Source organism: Pseudoalteromonas sp. 23_GOM-1509m (genome assembly GCF_000518425.1).
Lineage (GTDB): Bacteria > Pseudomonadota > Gammaproteobacteria > Enterobacterales > Alteromonadaceae > Pseudoalteromonas > Pseudoalteromonas tetraodonis.
Map to the genome: position 1 here is coordinate 137,149 of NZ_JADO01000008.1, position 17,806 is coordinate 154,954.

Sequence of the window (17,806 nt, forward strand, 5' to 3'; positions counted from 1 at the left end):
CGTTTTATAGCTAGGATCAGCAATGAAAAGAAGATATTAAAAATTTTCAATTAGGATTGGCTAAATTGAAAACTTTAAAGGGCTAGGTTATTTTTCAGTTAAAAAGAGCAGGGCATTGTGGCTTTCAAGCGTGCTTAAACTCGCATTTTTAGCTGATTTGGGTATACTTGCGCGGCTAATCTCTATTTTATTCAAGTATTGAATAGGGTTGTGGGGTAAGTTAAGCCTATCTTGTAGGTGAAAATTCAGAGTAGCCTAACAGCGCTCTATTGATTTGCTGATGAGTGACTGCTCATTGTGCAAGTGCAATTGGTAAGAATTTAAAATATCTAAAACATCCGTTTTAGTATGTAACTTTATAGTGGAAGTCGAATGGATCAATATATTGAATTTGTCTCAAACCATCCAATTCTAAGCCTAGCTTGGGTTGCGATTGCGTTTCTTATTATTAGTGGCGCAATAAAAAGTAAATTTTCAGCAATTCGTCAAATCAATCCTCAGCAGTTAACGTTACTTATTAACCGCGAAGACGGCCAGGTTGTTGATATGCGTGGGCAAAAAGAGTTTAAAACCGGCCATATTGCCGGTGCTGTGCACTTAAACCCAGAAAAAGCTAAAGAATCTGATTTCTCAACCCTTGAAAAGTATAAGAGCAAACCCATTATAGTGGTATGTGCTGCAGGCATGACTGCCTCAGGTGTTGCAACCGCAATGCATAAAGCAGGCTATGAACAAGTTTATGTTTTATCTGGCGGTATGGGTGCGTGGCAATCAGCAAGTCTGCCAACAACAAGCGGTCGCTAATATCTCTTAGCTAAACCGATTAAGGATTAATTATGAGTAACGTTGTTTTATACACCAAAGGATATTGTCCTTTTTGTCATCGCGCATTAGCGCTGTTAGACAGTAAAGGTGTAAAATACACAAATATTGATATTGGCGTTCAGCCAGAGCTTCGCGATGAAATGATCGCCAAAGCCGGTGGCGCAAGCACGGTTCCACAAATTTTTATCAACGATGAACACATCGGTGGCTGTGACGACATGATGGCACTAGAAGCGCAAGGTCACCTTGATGCTAAGCTCAGTGCTTAATTTAATTAATTATAATAAATAACAGGTTAGGAATAAAATGAACGAACAAAATCAAAACGCAGCAGCAGAAGCTGATGCAGGTGCACAGTTTACTATTCAACGTATTTACACTAAAGATGTATCGTTTGAAACGCCAAATTCGCCAGCTATTTTTCAAAAAGAGTGGGCTCCAGAAGTAAAATTAGATTTAGATACACGCTCTAACAAACTTGATGAAGGTGTTTACGAAGTAGTGCTTGCACTAACTGTAACGGCATCTATCGGTGAAGAAACTGCGTTTTTATGTGAAATTCAACAAGCAGGTATCTTTACTATTGCTGACGTTGAAGAAATGCAATTAGCGCACATGCTAGGTGCATTTTGCCCTAACGTGTTATTCCCGTATGCACGTGAAGCGGTATCTAACTTAGTAAATCGTGGTACGTTCCCACAACTTAATCTTGCGCCAGTTAACTTTGACGCATTATTTGCACAGTACATGCAGCAACGCACAGCGCAAGCTGAGCAGGCTACAGCAGACGCTTAATTTATGAATACAGCCACATCAGCTGTTACTGTTTTAGGGGCGGGGTCGTATGGCACCGCCCTTGCTATTTGTTTAGCCAGAAATGGTCACAAAGTGACTTTATGGGGACGCAATAGCCAAGACGTTGCGACGCTTGCAGCTGAGCGAAAAAATCAACGTTACTTACCTGATATTCCTTTTCCTGACACCTTAATCCTTGAAGCAGATTTACAGCGTGCAACGCAAAGTAGCGATATTGTTTTGGTTGTTGTGCCAAGCCACGCATTTGCTGACACATTAAAGCAAATCAAACCTGCTTTGCGCCCAAATGCAAAAATAGCATGGGCCACCAAAGGGCTAGAGCCAAATACTGGGCGTTTGTTACAAGAAGTAGCAGTGCAAGAGCTAGGTGAAGAGGTGCCACTAGCGGTGCTTTCTGGGCCAACCTTTGCCAAAGAAATGGCGATGGGATCACCAACTGCAATTTCGGTGTCATCAACATCATCGGCATTTGCTAAACAAATAGCCGATTTATTGCATTGCGGGCGCTCGTTTAGGGTGTATAACAATGATGATTTTATTGGTATACAGCTAGGTGGTGCGGTTAAAAACGTGATTGCCATTGGTGCGGGAATTTCTGATGGAGTGGGGTTTGGTGCAAATGCTCGTACCGCGCTTATTACTCGTGGTTTAGCAGAGTTGTCGCGTTTAGGGTGTGCACTGGGTGCAAAACCTGAAACCTTTATGGGTATGGCCGGGTTAGGTGATTTAATTCTGACCTGTACCGATAACCAATCGCGCAATCGCCGTTTTGGTTTAGCCTTAGGCAAAGGTGAGAGTGTTGATGATGCCATTGCATCAATCGGCCAAGTGGTTGAAGGCTTTAGAAATACCAAAGAAGTGTACTTACTAGCCCAACGCGCTGGTGTTGAAATGCCAATTACCGAGCAAATATACAAAGTACTCTATGAAAATAAAGACATGAAAGCAGCTGCTATGGCGCTATTAGGTCGTGAACAAAAGTCAGAATAAATGCTTCACTATTCTTTAAAAATAAAAAACCGACATAATGTCGGTTTTTTATTATTGGTAAATAATTACTGCGCGTTTACAAAGCCAAGCTGGCGCCAAGATTCATACACAAACACAGCTACTGCATTAGACAGATTCATACTGCGACTATCGGCTTGCATAGGTATACGCACGCGTTGCTCGTTTGGCAGTGCTTGAATCATGTCATCAGGTAAGCCTCGGGTTTCTGGTCCGAATACTAAGCAATCACCCGCTTCATACTGTGCTTGATGATGAAATTGGCTACCTTTAGTGGTGCAAGCATACACTTTTTTAGGTTGGCACTTTTCTAAGTAAGCATCAAATGAGGCATGGCGTTGTACATGGCTAAATTCGTGATAGTCAAGTCCAGCGCGTTTTACACGTTTGTCATCCCACTCAAACCCTAACGGTTCAATTAAATGCAATGAATAGCCAGTATTGGCACATAAACGAATGATATTCCCGGTGTTAGGCGGAATTTCAGGTTGGTATAAAACAATATCCAGCACAATAAGCCCTATAAAATCTTTAATTTGACTGGCTCAGTATACACGAACAATGAATAAAAAATGATATACTACAAACATTAAATACATCTTACACTTGGACAGATACGTGCATAATCGCAGTTATGAATTTTGGGTCAAAGCTTCAAGCATAGTGACCATGGTCATGGTGAGCCTAATGATTGCGACCAAAGCATGGGCTTGGCTGGCGTCGGGTTCGGCGTCGATGCTTGGCTCACTCACTGATTCATTAATGGATATTACCGCGACGCTAATGAGCTTTTTAGTTTTATCGTATGCACTGCGTCCTGCGGATGATGACCACCGGTTTGGTCACGGTAAAGCGGAGGCGCTTGCAGGGTTAGGCCAAGCTGCATTTATTGCGGGCTCGGGCTGTTTATTAATGTTTCACGGTATCGAGCGATTAATAAACCCAGTAGAGCTTTCGCACTCATTATTAGGTGTATGGGTGAGTATTTTTGCCATTGCTTGTACCTTGGTAATTGTATTTGTGCAAAATAAAGTCGTAAAGCACACTGAATCAATCGCCATCAAAGCCGACTCCGTTCACTACAAGGGCGATTTAATTTTAAATGCGGCGGTATTGCTTGCTATTTTACTCGCCTACTATGGCGTACTGTATGCCGACCCATTGTTTGCTATCGGTGTGGCAGGTTATTTGTTGTATAACAGTTGGGATATAGCAACCGAAAGTGCCTCGCATTTAATGGACAAAGAGCTACCCGATGAAGAAAAGCAAAGTATTTTTGAAATAGCGCGTAACCATAATGATGTTTATGGGGTGCACGGTATTCGCACTCGACAGGGCGGTAAAGTTAAGTTTATTCAACTGCATTTAGAGCTTGATGACAATTTACCGCTTATTCGTGCCCATAAAGTGGCAGATGAAGTGGAGCTGATGATCACTCAGCAATTTGAATCTGAAGTTGATATTTTGATTCACCTAGATCCGCTGTCGCTTAGTAGTTAACCTATTGAATCACAAAATTTATAAAGGCTTGTTAGCAATGGTTGGCGAATTTCGTCCCGCTCAAAAAACAGCTCGTGCTTAGCCCCTTTAAACTGCTTTATTAGGGTGTTTTTATGTCGGCTTGCAAGCTTATGCTGAGCTTGGTTATCAACCACTTCGTCATTTTCTGCGCTGGCTATAAATAACGGGGTTGTTATGGATAGTTTATCGAGCGCTTTAATAAATGAAAAAACAGTATGCAGCCAGCCATAGGTAACACCGCCTAATTGTAATAGTGGCGTTTGCTGATAAGTTGCCCTAAATTGATCATAGCGTATTTGGCTACTGGTTAAAGTGTTAAGCGCAAACTCTTCAGGTGTATAATCGCTTTGTCCTAACGCATAACACCCTGAGAACCCTAATAATGACGCACTGGCAGCGATAAACTGTGCTACGGGTTTTGGTATTCCTTTAGTATGAATATCAAACATGGGCGCAGATAAAAACGCCCCACTAAAGTCATGTGAGTAACGTGCTAAGTAATCAAACGCAATAGCGCCGCCCATTGAATGGCTAAGCAGTAGTTTTTTACCTTGCCAATGCTGCTTTACCACCTCAACATTGAATTGATTGAGATCGTGACTGTAATCTTCAAATTGTTTGACATAGCCTTTATGGGGGTTTTTTAATAACCGATAAGAGCGCCCTTGGCCTTGGTGATCAACACTAAAAACAGCAAAATTATTACAATAAAGCTCCCAAAGCAGCTCTTTGTATTTATCGAGTCCTTCAATGCGCCCAGAACTAATAACAATGGCAGTGTGAGCCTGTTTAGGCTTAGCGTAAGCATAAAATAATTTACCGGCAGCCGTGCTTAAATAGGCTTTTTTGAGTGTATTAGTATAAAACTCATTAATGGCAGGTAGGTTATTTTCAAGCTCGCTTTCATTGCTATAAAACATGGTCTCTCTTTTGTATTGGTAAGCTTATCTCAACGCATAACCCGCCAGCGTCCTTATTTGATAAAGCTAAATTTCCGCCGTGGGCAATCACCGCATTTTTTGCAATGGCTAAACCCAGCCCAGTGCCGCCGCTGACTCGGTCGCGGGCGTCTGATTGCCTAAAAAATGGCTCACATAGTTTATCAAGTTGCGCTGCGGGAACGCCAGGGCCGTCATCACATATTTGTATAGTAATGATATCACTGTGTTTTAAGGTGATGCTAATAGTATGTTGTGCGTATTTAATTGCATTACGTAAAATATTTTCTAGAGCACTGGCAATCAGCATTTCGTCGCACTCTATATTTACCTCAGCATCACCTTGAATATGCAGCGTTTTATTGTGCTGTTTTGCTTCAAACTGAGCATCGTTAATCACATGGTCAACAATAACTTGTAACGACTGCGCTTGCAGTGATAAAGGTTGGCTATTGGCTTCTAAGCGCGATACCTGCAATACATCGGCTATCATTTTATCAAGTTGATTTGCTTCTTTTTCAATACGCAATAAATACGATTGGCTGGCCTCACTCGCTTGCATTTGCGCCAGCCCTGTGGCCATTTTTAAGCGTGTTAGTGGGGAGCGCAATTCATGGGATATATCGGCAAGTAAACGCTTTTGAGCGCTAAGTAGTTGCTCTAATTGATCAGCCATACGGTTAAAATCGCGTCCTAAAACTCCAAGCTCATCTTTTCGCTGACTATTTATTGCCGCGCGCGCACTTAAATCGCCATTTGAGAGTCTAATTGCAGCTTGTTTTAAACTATTTATAGGGGCAATTAAGTTACGACTAAATAAAAAGCTTAATGTAAGTGAGGCGATAATGGCGATAGAAATTTTTAACCAAACCGGCAACAATCTTAAGCGAATAAAGAGCGGTCGCTGTTGATTTATATCGATTTCATATAACGCAAATTCGCCTTCAGGTACTCGAATGCGCACAGGGCCAAAAGCTTGGTAATATTCAGTAAAAATAATTTGAGGTGGCATGCCTTCACTAAAGTTCAGTAAGCTAAAATCAATATTATTCTCAACTTTTTTACTGATCAAAAACTCATCGCTACTTAGTGAATTTAAATAAAGTAACTTGCGTTTACTCACACGCGGGTGAGTAATAATGTCATGAATAGAGCGCTTGTGTTTATGTGCACTACGTTCGATACCTCGAGCCAAGTGTTCTAGATTTTTTTGCATCGGCCCTTTTAGGGGGTCATGGCTAATAGCATTGATCAGCGAAATATTACTTAAGAAAAATAGCGCAGTAAAAGTGCCAATGATCGTTAGCCAAAACCAAGCAAAGACTTTAAAAAACAAATAATGTCGAGGGTGTCTTAACCAGCTAAAACGCGTTACTTTACTCTCCTTGGATAAAGACATAACCCGTCCCTCGAATAGTTTTAATTTTTTCACCCGCGATATGCTCGGCTATTTTTTTTCTAATATTACTCACATGCATATCAATAGAGCGATCAAATGACGCTAAACGCCGTCCTAGTACCTCTTCGCTTATTTGCTCTTTGCTTATAACATCAGGAGCGTGTTTTACTAATAAAGCCAATATTTCGTATTCGGTACCCGTAAGCGTGAGTGTGGTGTTATTTACACTGGCTTCACGCGTGGCAAAGTTAATAGTAATACCGTTTAAAGAGAGCTTTTTATTATTGTTATTGCTTACACTATTAATGTGTTCAATACGGCGAGTAATGGCTTTAACGCGGGCAAGGAGTTCGCGGTGGTTAAACGGTTTTGGAATATAGTCATCAGCGCCGAGCTCTAAACCAAAAATACGGTCAAAGTCTTCACCTTTAGCGGTCAACATAATCACCGGCGTTAATTTACTTTGCCTCAGTTGTTTGAGTACTTCAAAGCCATCTATAGAGGGCAACATAACATCAAGTAATATAAGCGCGTAATCGTTTTGTAAAGCAAGCTCTAAGCCTTGTTGGCCATCATGTGCGGTTTGTATGCTAAAGCCTTGTGCGCTCAGATACTCGCTTAATAGCTCACATAAACCTGTGTCATCATCAATCATTAATAGTTTCATACATTAAGCCTTACGCGCTGTTTTATGGTTTTATTTTACGCGTTTAATGTACTAAAAGTTAGTCTTTACATAACCTTTACACTGCTTTGCGTTACTTTGCATTGAGCCGGTTATAGTGAACACACTGGCTAGCAGCCAACAACCAACTCAATATTAAGGTGATGATTATGACTAAGATAAACACGCTATCAAAATTAGTACTTATATGTGGCTTAACAGCAGCAACGCTCAGTGCGGGCAGCGCACTTGCAAAAGGTGATGGCCATAAACAAGGCCACTCTCAAGCACGCTTTTTACTCTCTGAGCGAGCAGCAGATAAACTGGCGCTTACTGAAGATCAACAAACACAACTAAAAGCGATTTTTGAAACACAAAAAACACAGCTCCAAGCACTAAGAGGGGCTAATAAAGAAGCCCGTAAAGCAATACGTGAAGCGTACAAAGAAAAAAAAGAGGTGTTATTATCAGCATCAACATTTGATGAAAACGCAGCCAAAGAGCTACTTGGCGAGCGCCAAGTAAAAGCTGAGCAAATGGGATTAATTAAACTTAAAACGCAACATCAAATTTGGCAGGTCTTAAATGCTGAGCAACGTGAACAGCTTGAAAAAATGCAACAACGTAAAGATAAAAAGCATCGCAAACAAAGAGCATAACGCTTTCAACTAAAGCAAAAAGCCAGCTTTTAGCTGGCTTTTGTTTTTAAGTCGTTTTATTACTTAAAAAAGTCATCTTCGTTTTTTGCCATCATTGCTTCAATATCTTCAATCATGTCTTGGCTGAACTCATCTGCAGATGTAATCGGCGCTGAAATTTTATTATTTTCAAACGACCATTCACCTAAATCAATAAGTTGGCAACGTTTTGAACAAAAAGGGCGATTCGGACTTTGTTCTGACCATTCTACTTTTGCTTTACAGGTTGGGCAGTTAACCACTGTTGGCATAATTTACTCTCACATTAATATAGGCTTTGCGACTCAATTTATAATAAACAGCTAAGCTTTCTATTTAAAAACTAGTGACACGATTAATCTCAGCAAGTGAGGTCACACCCTCTGCGGCTTTACGAATACCCGATAAACGCAAATTGTTATATCCTGCTTTAAGTGATACCTCAGCAATTTCTAATGAGTTACCGCCGCGCATTATAATTTGGGCAATTTCAGGCGTAATTTTCATTACTTCGTAAATACCAACACGGCCTTTGTAGCCATCGGTACAGTTTTCACAGCCTTTAGGTGCGTATAAAACCATGTCTTGAATTTGTTGTTCACTAAAGCCTTGGCGTATAAGCTCTTCGCGAGGTAACTGCTCTGGTGTTTTACATTTAGAGCATAATCTTCGGGCTAAACGCTGAGCTATAATTAAACTAATAGAACTGGCCACATTATACGCGGGTACACCCATATTTAACAAACGAGTAATCGTTTCTGGCGCTGAATTGGTATGCAGTGTTGACAGCACCAAGTGACCTGTTTGAGCCGCTTTAATTGATATTTCCGCAGTTTCTAAATCACGTATTTCACCCACCATCACCACATCGGGATCTTGACGTAAAAACGCCCGCAGTGCATTAGCAAAAGTCATATCTGCTTTAGTATTTATTTGTACTTGGTTAACCCCTTCGAGGTTAATTTCTACCGGATCTTCGGCGGTACTAATATTCCGTTCCGGCTGATTTAGTATATTTAAGCCCGTATACAAAGAAACCGTTTTACCTGAACCGGTTGGGCCGGTAACCAAAATCATTCCTTGCGGTTGCTCAAGTGCATCGAGGTATAGTTTTTTCTGCTCGGGTTCATAGCCTAATACATCAATACCTAGCATGGCACTGGATGAATCAAGAATACGCATTACAATTTTTTCGCCCCACAAAGTTGGCATGGTACTAACACGAAAATCAATGCTTTTACGCTCAGTGATTTTAAGCTTAATACGGCCATCTTGTGGTTTACGCTTTTCTGCAATATCCAGTCGCGACATTACTTTTATTCGCGCCGATAGCTTACTGGCCAATGTATTTGGCGGGCTGGCTACTTCGTGCAAAATACCATCAATGCGAAAGCGAATACGGTATTTGTGTTCATAAGGTTCAAAGTGTAAATCTGAGGCGCCTTTTTTTATTGCATCCATTAAAATTTTATTAATGTAGACAATTATTGGGGCGTCGTCTTTGTCATCGTCTTTAGGAGTGTGTTCTTTGTGCTGCTCAGAATCGAGTTCAGCGAACTCTTTAAATTCGTCTTCACTTAAATTTAAACTGCCAGTGGCATCGAGTAATTGCTCAATTTTGTTATCGAGCTGGACGTAGTCAACCACAACTACTTCGCACGATAAACCCGTGCTAAATTCAAAGTTTTCGAAGGCACCATAATCGGTAGGATCTGAGGCGGCAATATACACTTTTCTGCCTTTTTGTACCAAAGGCAAAATGTGGTGTTTGCGGATCAGTTTTTCTTTAACCAGCTCAGCTGATATTTGTGCAACATTAAAATCTTTTAAATCAAAAAAAGGCACTCTAAATAAATCAATGCATTGCTCAGCTAAATCTTTACTGTCTATTTTTCCACATTTAGAGATAAGCTCTGCAGTTGACGCAAAATCTTGCTGCCGTGTTTTTACGGTATCAGTATCAACCCGGCCGAGGGTAATAAATTTTCTTAATAACGGTGAGTTAATATTCATTGCGCACCTGATTTAATCCTTCTTTAGTCAGCAATTTATCAGAAAAAAGAAAGGAATACATTAATCGTACCAACGCAGCAGACAATTTACTGATAAAAATATCAGTTTATTGCGCTGCGATTGGGTTAATTTATTTATATTGTAGACTTAGCTTGCTGTAAATAATAATTATGCAGTTTAAGTAAGTCTTGTTTTACATCGCTTAGGTCGCGGTTATTATTTAAAATATCATCCGCTTTTTGTTGTTTATGCTCTCGAGACATTTGTGCGTCAATAATTTGCTCTGCTTGTTCAATGCTTATATTGTCGCGCTGTGTAGTACGTGCAATTTGCACCTCTTTGGGAACATCTATTAGCAAAGTACGATGACAGTAGCCATCAAGCCCATTTTCAAATAATAGTGGGGCAACTAACACCACGTAGTCGCTTTGCGCGTTTTTTAAATCAATAATAAGCTGAGTGCGTATTAATGGGTGCAGCAGGGCATTGAGCCATGTTTTTTGCTCAGGGTTACTAAAAATGCGCGCTCTTAGCGTGCTGCGATTTAAAGCACCATGTTCATCGATTATATCATTGCCAAAATGCGCAATAATCGCTTTTAGGCCATCAGTGTTGGGTTCAACCACTTGGCGAGCCACTATATCTGCATCCACAATAGTAATACCTAGTTCTGCCAACATATCGCTAACTGCGGTTTTACCACAGCCAATCCCGCCGGTTAGTCCCAATACCCAGTTATTTTTATGATGTTGTGTATTGCTCATAGTTAGTAGCCAATAAAATTAAAATAGCTGTTTTGCAGTTGCGTTCCCCATAGCATAGTGATCCAACCGGCTATTGCTAAGTAAGGACCAAAAGGAATGGGGGTTGCTTTGTCTTTACCTTGAATACTCAGTAGAGCAATGCCAATTACAGCGCCAACTACGCTTGAGAGCAAAATAATGGTCAATAACGATTGCCAACCCAGTATGGCTCCAAATACGGCAAGTAATTTAAAGTCGCCATAGCCCATGCCTTCTTTACCGGTTATTAATTTAAACAACCAAAACACACTCCATAAGCTTAAATAGCCACATGCTGCGCCAATAATGGCATCGCTAGGGGCAATGGTATGACCCATAACAGAGGCTATTAGTGCTAACCATAAAAGTGGCAAAGTAAGCTGGTCCGGCAGTAGCATGTGATCAATATCAATAAAAGTCAGTGCTACCAACGCCCAAGTAACTACAATGTACAATAAAGCCTGCTCTGTAGCGCCAAAGGTGTAGGCAACCACTAAACTTAAAATAGCGGTAATGGCCTCAACGCTTGGGTAACGAATTGAAATTGGGTTATCACAGGTTGCGCATTTACCTTTTAAAAATAACCAACTAATAATGGGGATATTTTGCCACGGTTTAATCGCCGCTTTGCACTTTGGGCAGCATGAATTGGGTTTAACTAAGTTAAACGTGTCAGTAGTGTATTCAGAGGTCTGTTTAGCCTTTGGGCAGGTTAGTTCATCGGCTAATAATAAGCGGCATTCAGTTTGCCATTCTTTTTGCATCATTAGCGGCAAGCGATAAATCACCACATTTAAAAAGCTACCAATACATAAACTCACCAGTCCAATCGTGGTTAAGTAAAACCATAAATGGCTTTGCATCGCAGCGGTGATATCAATAAAAAAAGTATGCATTTATCTTACCTAAAACTAAATTCTGTGTTGATAATACAGTGGTTTTACATAAGTGCAAAGTTAGGGTTTAGGATGTTAGGTTCGAGGTTCGAGGTTCGAGGTTCGAGCGACGAGTTGCGTGGAACCACTGCGCTTTAATTGTTCTGTAGGCGAGGCTTTATGCCGCGCACTTTAGTTGCGGGCAACGGGCTTCGGGTAACGGGCCTAGAAACTCGAAACTCGAAGCTCGAAGCTCGAAGCTAAATAACTGAACCTAGTTGGAATATAGGTAAGTACATGGCGACAATTAAGCCACCGACTAATACACCGAGCACTGCCATTATTAACGGCTCAAGTAAGCTAGATAGGCCATCTACGGCGTCATCTACTTCTTGCTCGTAGATAGTGGCAACTTTTGCCAGCATGCCATCAAGCGATCCTGACTCTTCACCAATGGCGACCATTTGTACCACCATATCGGGGAATATTTTTGAATTACGCATCGCCCAGTTCATTTGATTACCTGAGCTTACCTCGGCTTTTATTTCTAAAATAGCATAACGATAAACCGCATTACCTGAGGCACCGGCTGCAGAATCAAGCGCATCTACCAGCGGTACACCCGCAGCAAAGGTGGTCGATAAAGTACGCGCATAACGTGCCACGGCGGCTTTATTTAAAATCATACCTATAACAGGGAGCTTGAGTATGGCGCGGTCGGTGGCATCTCTGAGCGCTAAACTTCTGAGTGCGGCTTCTTTATATATGTAGCCAAATGCCATTACGGCAATCAATATCATCCACCAATACTCTTGCATAAACTCCGATATACCAATAACAAATAAAGTAAAAGCGGGCAGCTCTGCGCCAAAACCAGCAAATATTTCTTGAAACTGTGGTACTACAAATATCAGCAAGATAGAAGTTACAATACCTGCAACCACTAAAACCGATATAGGATAAAACATGGCTTTTTTAATTTTTGATTTTAGTGCTTCTGACTTTTCTTTATATAGCGCAACGCGGTCAAATATTTTATCCAGTGCACCAGATTGCTCACCAGAGGCCACTAAATCGCAATATAAATCATCAAAATAACGCGGGTATTTTCTAAGTGCGTTAGAAAGCGGCAACCCTGCTTTGACTTCATCGCCAATAGCACTCATCAGCTTACTCACGCTTTTATTGGTGGAGCCTGAAGCTATCATCTCAATGGACTGAATTAGTGGTACACCCGCCATTAGCATAGTGGCAATTTGTCGAGTAACTAAGGCAATATCTTTCGGGGTTACTTTTTGTACGCTTTTTATACCAAACAGCGGCTTGGCTTTACGTTTAACTTTTGAGGGAGTAATGCCTTGTTTGCGTAACTGCGCTTTGACTAGTGCAATGCTTGATCCAGTAAGCTCACCCTCAAGCTTCTTGCCGCGAGCGCTTACACCTACCCATTGAAAGGTATCTAGGCCTTTATTTTCTTGTTTATTTGCCATATGAAACTCACTTGAATTAAACGGGGGTTAAATTACGCAATTAGTAAAAATTTATATAAAAAAAGCGCCCTACAGAGCGCTTATTAAAAGTTAAATACCGATCATAATTATGATGATGGTGTTGCAGCAGCAGCTTGAGGGCAGCTCTTTGGAGCTAGGCTAGCATCACCAGTAATGCCGGCTGTGGCACACGTCCAAGCTCCAGTTGTATCATTACGTGTCCAAGTTAAGGTTGCGCCATTGACTTGAGAAGGTGCATTTTGAACAGTACATACAATGGTATTTGCTGTAGCTGTAATTGCACAGTTTTGCGTATCAGTATTGGTAACAGCTTTGATATCACCGATGGCAGAAACAGTTTCACCATTATTCTTCATTATTTCAAACTCAGTTTTAGCGCCTGTTATTTCAGCTAAACCAGCAGTTAGCTTAGATGAAGCTTGATAATTAGAATAAGCAGGCAGTGCTACTGCTGCTAAAATACCGATGATTGCTACTACAATCATTAATTCGATTAGGGTGAAACCCTTTTGGTTTTGTTGTGTCATTGTTTGCATGTTTCCTCTCCTAAAGGATAATGTTGTGGTAAGCCAAACGGGTATAAGTTTTTAAAATGTAACTTATGATGTTCACTTAACCTGTTACTACAAAAATAAAATCATTTTGCCAAATTTAGTGCTGTGTTTAAGCGGTAAAAATTTTCCGCGAAGACACGCACTTTATGGCGGTTATTCGTTACTCGTCCCTTATTTGAGTATAAACCTAACTATTAAAAGTTAGTTATAACCTGTGTAAGTTACAAGTTAATTATAAAAATAAACCCTGTCGCTTATTTTTGCTCTGTCGCTTATAAATGCTTTTCCACTCTTTTTAACTAATTAAAAATTTAAAACTAGTCAATATGAATGAGTCTAACACTGTTTATTGCGCTTTTGTATGTAAAAACACTATAAAAAACGCATTAATTTAATAACTTGTTACAAATAATCCTTTTGAATTATTTAATGCCCTTTTTTAAAGGCTGTCAATCAATTAGCGCAAGAATATATAAATAAACTTTACATTATTTACTCAAATCGCATCGATAAATCGATTGATTGTAAATTTTTTGTAAGCGCACCACTTGAGATAAAGTCGACCCCAGCTTGCGAGTAGGCTTTTAGTGTTTCTAGGGTCATATTGCCCGACACTTCAAGTTTAGCGCGCTTATTTGTAATGCTAACTGCTTGGCGTATTTGCTCAGGATTAAAATTATCTAACATAATAATGTCGGCGCCTGCGTTAATGGCTAGCTCTAGCTCATCAAACGATTCAACCTCAACCTCTATAGGTTTATCGGCATGATTTAGCTTAGCTTGAGTAACCGCGTTATTAATTCCTCCACAGGCTGCTATGTGGTTTTCTTTAATTAAAAACGCATCAAACAATCCAATTCGGTGGTTTGCACCGCCGCCACACTTCACTGCATATTTTTGAAATGCTCTTAGCCCCGGAATGGTTTTACGGGTATCGAGTAGTTGCGTGCTAGTGCCACTTAGCTCTTTAACATAATGCGCGGTGGTGGTGGCTGTGCCTGAAAGCGTTTGTACAAAGTTAAGTGCGGTGCGCTCGGCTGTTAAAATAGCGCGAGCAGAACCTGATGCGGTAAATAAAGTGCTATTGGCACTGACAAAGTCGCCGTCGTGCACGCATATATTTACAACCACGCTTGGGTCGACTTGTTTAAACACTTCAATGATTAGGTCTTTGCCACAAAAGATGCAGTCTTCACGGGTGATCACTTTCGCATAGGCTTGCTCTGCTTGAGGAATAAGCTGTGCGGTAATATCGCCTTGTTCAGCGCTTTGGTAATTTAGATCTTCATCCAGTGCTAAAGTAACAAGTTGACTAATTAGGGTATGCGAAATAGACATGAAAAAGCTCATAATAGATAATAAATTAACTAAATTTTACTCTGTTTAATTACTAAATAGAAGCAGCTAACAACTAAACTAATAAGCCAGCGCTTAATTTACACGTTGATCATATTTTATCGTTTAGTATTACGCTATCTTTATAGGGTTAAATCTATTAGCATCTTGATATACATCAATTTTGGTTAGTTATGAAAATAGATTCTTTAGGCGTTATAAATAATATTAGCCAGCGGGCGTGTAGCCATTTTGACGAGCGACCTGCTCAGTGCGATATTTCGCTGTTGGTTATTCATAATATTTCATTGCCCGCAGGGCAGTTTAACACTCCGTACGTTGATGATTTATTTATGGGGTGTATTGATTGTAATGCACATTCTAGCTTTAGTGACCTAGAGGGGCTTAAGGTGTCAGCGCATTGTTTTATTAAGCGCTGCGGCGAAGTTATACAGTATGTGCCTTTTGAAAAACGTGCATGGCATGCGGGGCGCTCCTGCTTTGCTGGGCAACAAAATTGTAATGATTTTAGTATAGGTATAGAGCTTGAAGGAACAGATACAATTAACTATACCGATGCGCAATATCAAAGTTTAGCTGCATTGGCGCAGGCTATTATGCAGCGCTATCCAAAAATAACAGCCAGTAATATAGTTGGGCATTGCGATATAGCCCCTGGGCGAAAAACCGACCCTGGAGCGAGTTTTAACTGGCGTAAGTTTTTTAACCTAATTGAATAACTAAGTTAAGCGAGTAACAACATGATTTTGGTTTCAATAATAATTGCACTGATACTTGAGCGTTTAGGTGCTCGCTCTGCGCATTGGCAAATGAGTTATTACGCTAATGGCTACTTAACTCGCTCTGTTAATTTATTGACCAATAAAGGTTTATTTGGCACTGCAATAGGGTTTTTAATTTGGTTATTACTGCCTGTGATTGCCGTAGGGTGTGTGTATTTTTTATCTGACTTTGCACTTTGGCAGCTTGTTTTTAATGTGGCGGTGTTACTCGTTTGTTTTGGTTGTGCTAAGCAACGCGCTTTATATAAATCGTATTTAAATGCACTGACCCGAGGGGATCAAACCGCTGCGTCTTTGTATGCTTTGCAATTAGGGCAAAAACGCACCCAAGAGGAACAAGGCGGCGAAACCTTAGGGCAAACGCTGGCTTGGGTTAACTTTCGATTTTATTGTGCGGTTATATTTTGGTTTGTGGTATTGGGCGTTGCTGGTGCTGTTTTTTATGCATTAGTACGTACCTTTGCCGACTTAGTGAGTGATAACCGTGATGAAGTCATTGCTAAGCATTTTAAACTCCTCCATCGTTTACTATTTTGGCTTGATTGGCTCCCTGCGCGTATTACCAGTTTTGGCTATCTAGTGATTGGTAACTTTAATAAAGGAACTAGCTGTTGGCTTCATTACGTGTTTGACTTTTCAAGCCCTAATCGCAAGGTGGTTACTTATACGGCGCTAGCGGCTGAACAAGTTGAAGAGCGCTACTATGGTTGCACCTTTGAAGCCACCTGTATGATCAAACTGGTTAAGCGAAATGTACTTTTTTACTTAGTGTTAATTGCTTTAATGACTTTATTTGGTGGTTTAAGTTAAAAAGCAGGGGTTAGGTTCTAGGTATTAGTTGGCGGGCTACGAGCAACGGGGAACGGGCTTAAAACCTTTGATTTTTAACCTAGACCCTAAATATGCGGGAGATAAACTCTCGATTACAATAAAATAAAGGTATGTTTGTATGAGGCGCTACGTTTTATCCTACTGCCGAACCCCGAACCCCGAACCCCGAACCCCGAACCCCGAACCCCGAACCCCGAACCCCGAACCCCGAACCCCGAACCCCGAATCCGAAAACCCAAATTAGCTGGTCTGACCATTTGTTTTTCATCTTATTAACCTTTCTTTATCCTCTGCATTCTGTGTATTATTTGAACTTTGTTTAAATTACGTTACGCTGGCCTTAGGGCTTTAAAACTGCTGTAAATTGACAGTAATTACGGTTTTTGATAACGTATGGCAAAATTTGGTATGACCAATTTACCTTTTGGTCAGGTCATTCAGTTAAAAGCCTTATTTAATGGGCTGCTAGCACTTATACAACGCGGACGTTGATTGATGTCTTTAAAAATTAAAGCGGCAAAATTATCTGATGTTATTTTACAACAACTTGAGAACATGATTCTTGAGGGGTCGTTAGCACCAGGAGAAAAGTTACCACCGGAGCGTGAACTCGCTAAGCAATTTGAAGTGTCGCGTCCGTCGTTGCGTGAAGCCATTCAAAAGCTTGAGGCAAAAGGGCTCGTAACCCGTCGTCAAGGTGGTGGAACGTATGTAAAAAATCAATTGGAAGAGGGACTGACTGATCCGTTGTTTGATTTGATCAGTAAACACCCCGAATCACAGTTTGATTTATTAGAATTTCGTCATGCGCTAGAGGGAATTGCGGCTTATTACGCAGCACTTCGCGGAACAAGTAACGATTTTGCAAAAGTAAAACAGAGCTTTGATCAGATTGCATTAGCTAAAGATGAATTAAAGCAAAAAGCCAAAGCGATTAATGACTTTCATTTTTGCATTGCTGAGGCGTCTCATAACGTAGTGTTACTGCATTTAGTAAGAGGGATGCAAAGCTTACTTGAGCAGAATGTTTTACAAAATTTAACGGTGTTACTTAAAAAGTCAGATATAAGCAGCCAATTAGCTGAGCATAGACGCTTATTAATGGATGCAGTGATTGACGGTAATCCTGAACAAGCTCGCTTAGCGAGTAATGCGCATTTAGCCTATATTGAAGAAGCATTGCTTGAAGCGGGTAAAGAGCACTCGCGAATTGAACGTAGTTTAAGACGCACCAAACAAAATTAAGCAAGTACA

20 protein-coding genes are annotated in these 17,806 nt (G+C 40.6%); 9 read left to right on the plus strand and 11 right to left on the minus strand.

The window, feature by feature from the left end:
• The first annotated feature begins 372 nt into the window (after nt 1-372).
• Genes N523_RS0100615 through gpsA form a run of 4 tightly spaced genes read left to right on the plus strand, consistent with a single transcriptional unit; the run spans nt 373 to nt 2,631 of the window.
• Nucleotides 373-804: a rhodanese-like domain-containing protein gene (locus N523_RS0100615; protein WP_013465947.1), complete on the plus strand. Its 432-nt coding sequence runs from the start codon at nt 373-375 to the stop codon at nt 802-804.
• A gap of 32 nt (nt 805-836) precedes the next feature.
• Nucleotides 837-1,094 carry a glutaredoxin 3 gene (grxC, locus tag N523_RS0100620; RefSeq protein WP_016899746.1) on the plus strand — a complete coding sequence of 86 codons (258 nt, stop codon included), beginning with the start codon at nt 837-839 and terminating at the stop codon, nt 1,092-1,094.
• A gap of 37 nt (nt 1,095-1,131) precedes the next feature.
• Complete coding sequence (secB, locus tag N523_RS0100625) at nt 1,132-1,620, plus strand: protein-export chaperone SecB (RefSeq protein WP_013465945.1); 489 nt, start codon at nt 1,132-1,134, stop codon at nt 1,618-1,620.
• 3 nt (nt 1,621-1,623) lie between these two features.
• Nucleotides 1,624-2,631, plus strand: coding sequence for an NAD(P)H-dependent glycerol-3-phosphate dehydrogenase (gpsA, locus tag N523_RS0100630; RefSeq protein WP_013465944.1), 1,008 nt, complete (start codon nt 1,624-1,626; stop codon nt 2,629-2,631).
• A gap of 65 nt (nt 2,632-2,696) precedes the next feature.
• Here the strand turns inward: gpsA and trmL are convergent, their stop codons facing one another.
• Nucleotides 2,697-3,161, minus strand: a complete 465-nt coding sequence (gene trmL / locus N523_RS0100635; protein ID WP_013465943.1) for a tRNA (uridine(34)/cytosine(34)/5-carboxymethylaminomethyluridine(34)-2'-O)-methyltransferase TrmL — start codon at nt 3,159-3,161, stop codon at nt 2,697-2,699.
• A 157-nt stretch (nt 3,162-3,318) separates the two neighbouring features.
• Here trmL and N523_RS0100640 point away from each other — a divergent pair, with 157 nt between their 5' ends.
• On the plus strand, nt 3,319-4,149 hold the full coding sequence (locus N523_RS0100640; RefSeq protein ID WP_076916062.1) for a cation diffusion facilitator family transporter: 831 nt from the start codon (nt 3,319-3,321) through the stop codon (nt 4,147-4,149).
• Here the strand turns inward: N523_RS0100640 and N523_RS0100645 are convergent.
• Genes N523_RS0100645 through N523_RS0100655 form a run of 3 tightly spaced genes read right to left on the minus strand, consistent with a single transcriptional unit; the run spans nt 4,146 to nt 7,174 of the window.
• The gene (locus N523_RS0100645; protein WP_028835602.1) at nt 4,146-5,090 is read right to left on the minus strand and encodes an alpha/beta fold hydrolase; all 945 of its coding nucleotides are present in this window, start codon (nt 5,088-5,090) and stop codon (nt 4,146-4,148) included. The genes N523_RS0100640 and N523_RS0100645 overlap by 4 nt on opposite strands.
• Nucleotides 5,080-6,507: an ATP-binding protein gene (locus tag N523_RS0100650; protein WP_028835603.1), complete on the minus strand. Its 1,428-nt coding sequence runs from the start codon at nt 6,505-6,507 to the stop codon at nt 5,080-5,082. The genes N523_RS0100645 and N523_RS0100650 overlap by 11 nt, the downstream gene beginning before the upstream one ends.
• A complete protein-coding gene (locus N523_RS0100655) occupies nt 6,485-7,174 on the minus strand; it encodes a response regulator transcription factor (protein WP_016899750.1) in 690 nt (229 codons plus the stop codon). Before N523_RS0100655 ends, N523_RS0100650 begins: the two co-directional genes overlap by 23 nt.
• A gap of 167 nt (nt 7,175-7,341) precedes the next feature.
• Between N523_RS0100655 and N523_RS0100660 the strand changes: the two genes are divergently transcribed.
• Nucleotides 7,342-7,830 (plus strand): Spy/CpxP family protein refolding chaperone, encoded by a 489-nt coding sequence (locus N523_RS0100660; RefSeq protein WP_016899751.1) that lies wholly within the window; start codon nt 7,342-7,344, stop codon nt 7,828-7,830.
• A gap of 59 nt (nt 7,831-7,889) precedes the next feature.
• Here the strand turns inward: N523_RS0100660 and yacG are convergent, their stop codons facing one another.
• The 7 genes from yacG to nadC form a co-directional block, all read right to left on the minus strand.
• Nucleotides 7,890-8,120, minus strand: a complete 231-nt coding sequence (gene yacG, locus N523_RS0100665; RefSeq protein WP_008114915.1) for a DNA gyrase inhibitor YacG — start codon at nt 8,118-8,120, stop codon at nt 7,890-7,892.
• Between the two features lie 64 nt (nt 8,121-8,184).
• Entirely contained in the window at nt 8,185-9,861 is a 1,677-nt protein-coding gene (pilB, locus tag N523_RS0100670; protein WP_024601729.1) for a type IV-A pilus assembly ATPase PilB, read from the minus strand.
• 134 nt (nt 9,862-9,995) lie between these two features.
• Nucleotides 9,996-10,625 carry a dephospho-CoA kinase gene (gene coaE / locus N523_RS0100675; RefSeq protein WP_028835604.1) on the minus strand — a complete coding sequence of 210 codons (630 nt, stop codon included), beginning with the start codon at nt 10,623-10,625 and terminating at the stop codon, nt 9,996-9,998.
• A 2-nt stretch (nt 10,626-10,627) separates the two neighbouring features.
• Nucleotides 10,628-11,539 (minus strand): prepilin peptidase, encoded by a 912-nt coding sequence (locus N523_RS0100680; protein ID WP_028835605.1) that lies wholly within the window; start codon nt 11,537-11,539, stop codon nt 10,628-10,630.
• A gap of 239 nt (nt 11,540-11,778) precedes the next feature.
• The gene (locus N523_RS0100685; protein ID WP_028835606.1) at nt 11,779-13,008 is read right to left on the minus strand and encodes a type II secretion system F family protein; all 1,230 of its coding nucleotides are present in this window, start codon (nt 13,006-13,008) and stop codon (nt 11,779-11,781) included.
• Nucleotides 13,009-13,115: 107 nt separating this feature from the next.
• Nucleotides 13,116-13,565 (minus strand): pilin, encoded by a 450-nt coding sequence (locus tag N523_RS0100690; protein WP_010391865.1) that lies wholly within the window; start codon nt 13,563-13,565, stop codon nt 13,116-13,118.
• 510 nt (nt 13,566-14,075) lie between these two features.
• Nucleotides 14,076-14,921, minus strand: a complete 846-nt coding sequence (gene nadC, locus N523_RS0100695) for a carboxylating nicotinate-nucleotide diphosphorylase (protein ID WP_028835607.1) — start codon at nt 14,919-14,921, stop codon at nt 14,076-14,078.
• 191 nt (nt 14,922-15,112) lie between these two features.
• Here nadC and ampD point away from each other — a divergent pair, with 191 nt between their 5' ends.
• The 3 genes from ampD (at nt 15,113) to pdhR (ending at nt 17,797) form a co-directional block, all read left to right on the plus strand.
• On the plus strand, nt 15,113-15,658 hold the full coding sequence (gene ampD / locus N523_RS0100700) for a 1,6-anhydro-N-acetylmuramyl-L-alanine amidase AmpD (RefSeq protein WP_028835608.1): 546 nt from the start codon (nt 15,113-15,115) through the stop codon (nt 15,656-15,658).
• Between the two features lie 21 nt (nt 15,659-15,679).
• Nucleotides 15,680-16,531, plus strand: a complete 852-nt coding sequence (ampE, locus tag N523_RS0100705) for a beta-lactamase regulator AmpE (protein WP_028835609.1) — start codon at nt 15,680-15,682, stop codon at nt 16,529-16,531.
• Between the two features lie 516 nt (nt 16,532-17,047).
• Nucleotides 17,048-17,797 (plus strand): pyruvate dehydrogenase complex transcriptional repressor PdhR, encoded by a 750-nt coding sequence (pdhR, locus tag N523_RS0100720; protein WP_008114937.1) that lies wholly within the window; start codon nt 17,048-17,050, stop codon nt 17,795-17,797.
• Nucleotides 17,798-17,806: the final 9 nt, after the last annotated feature.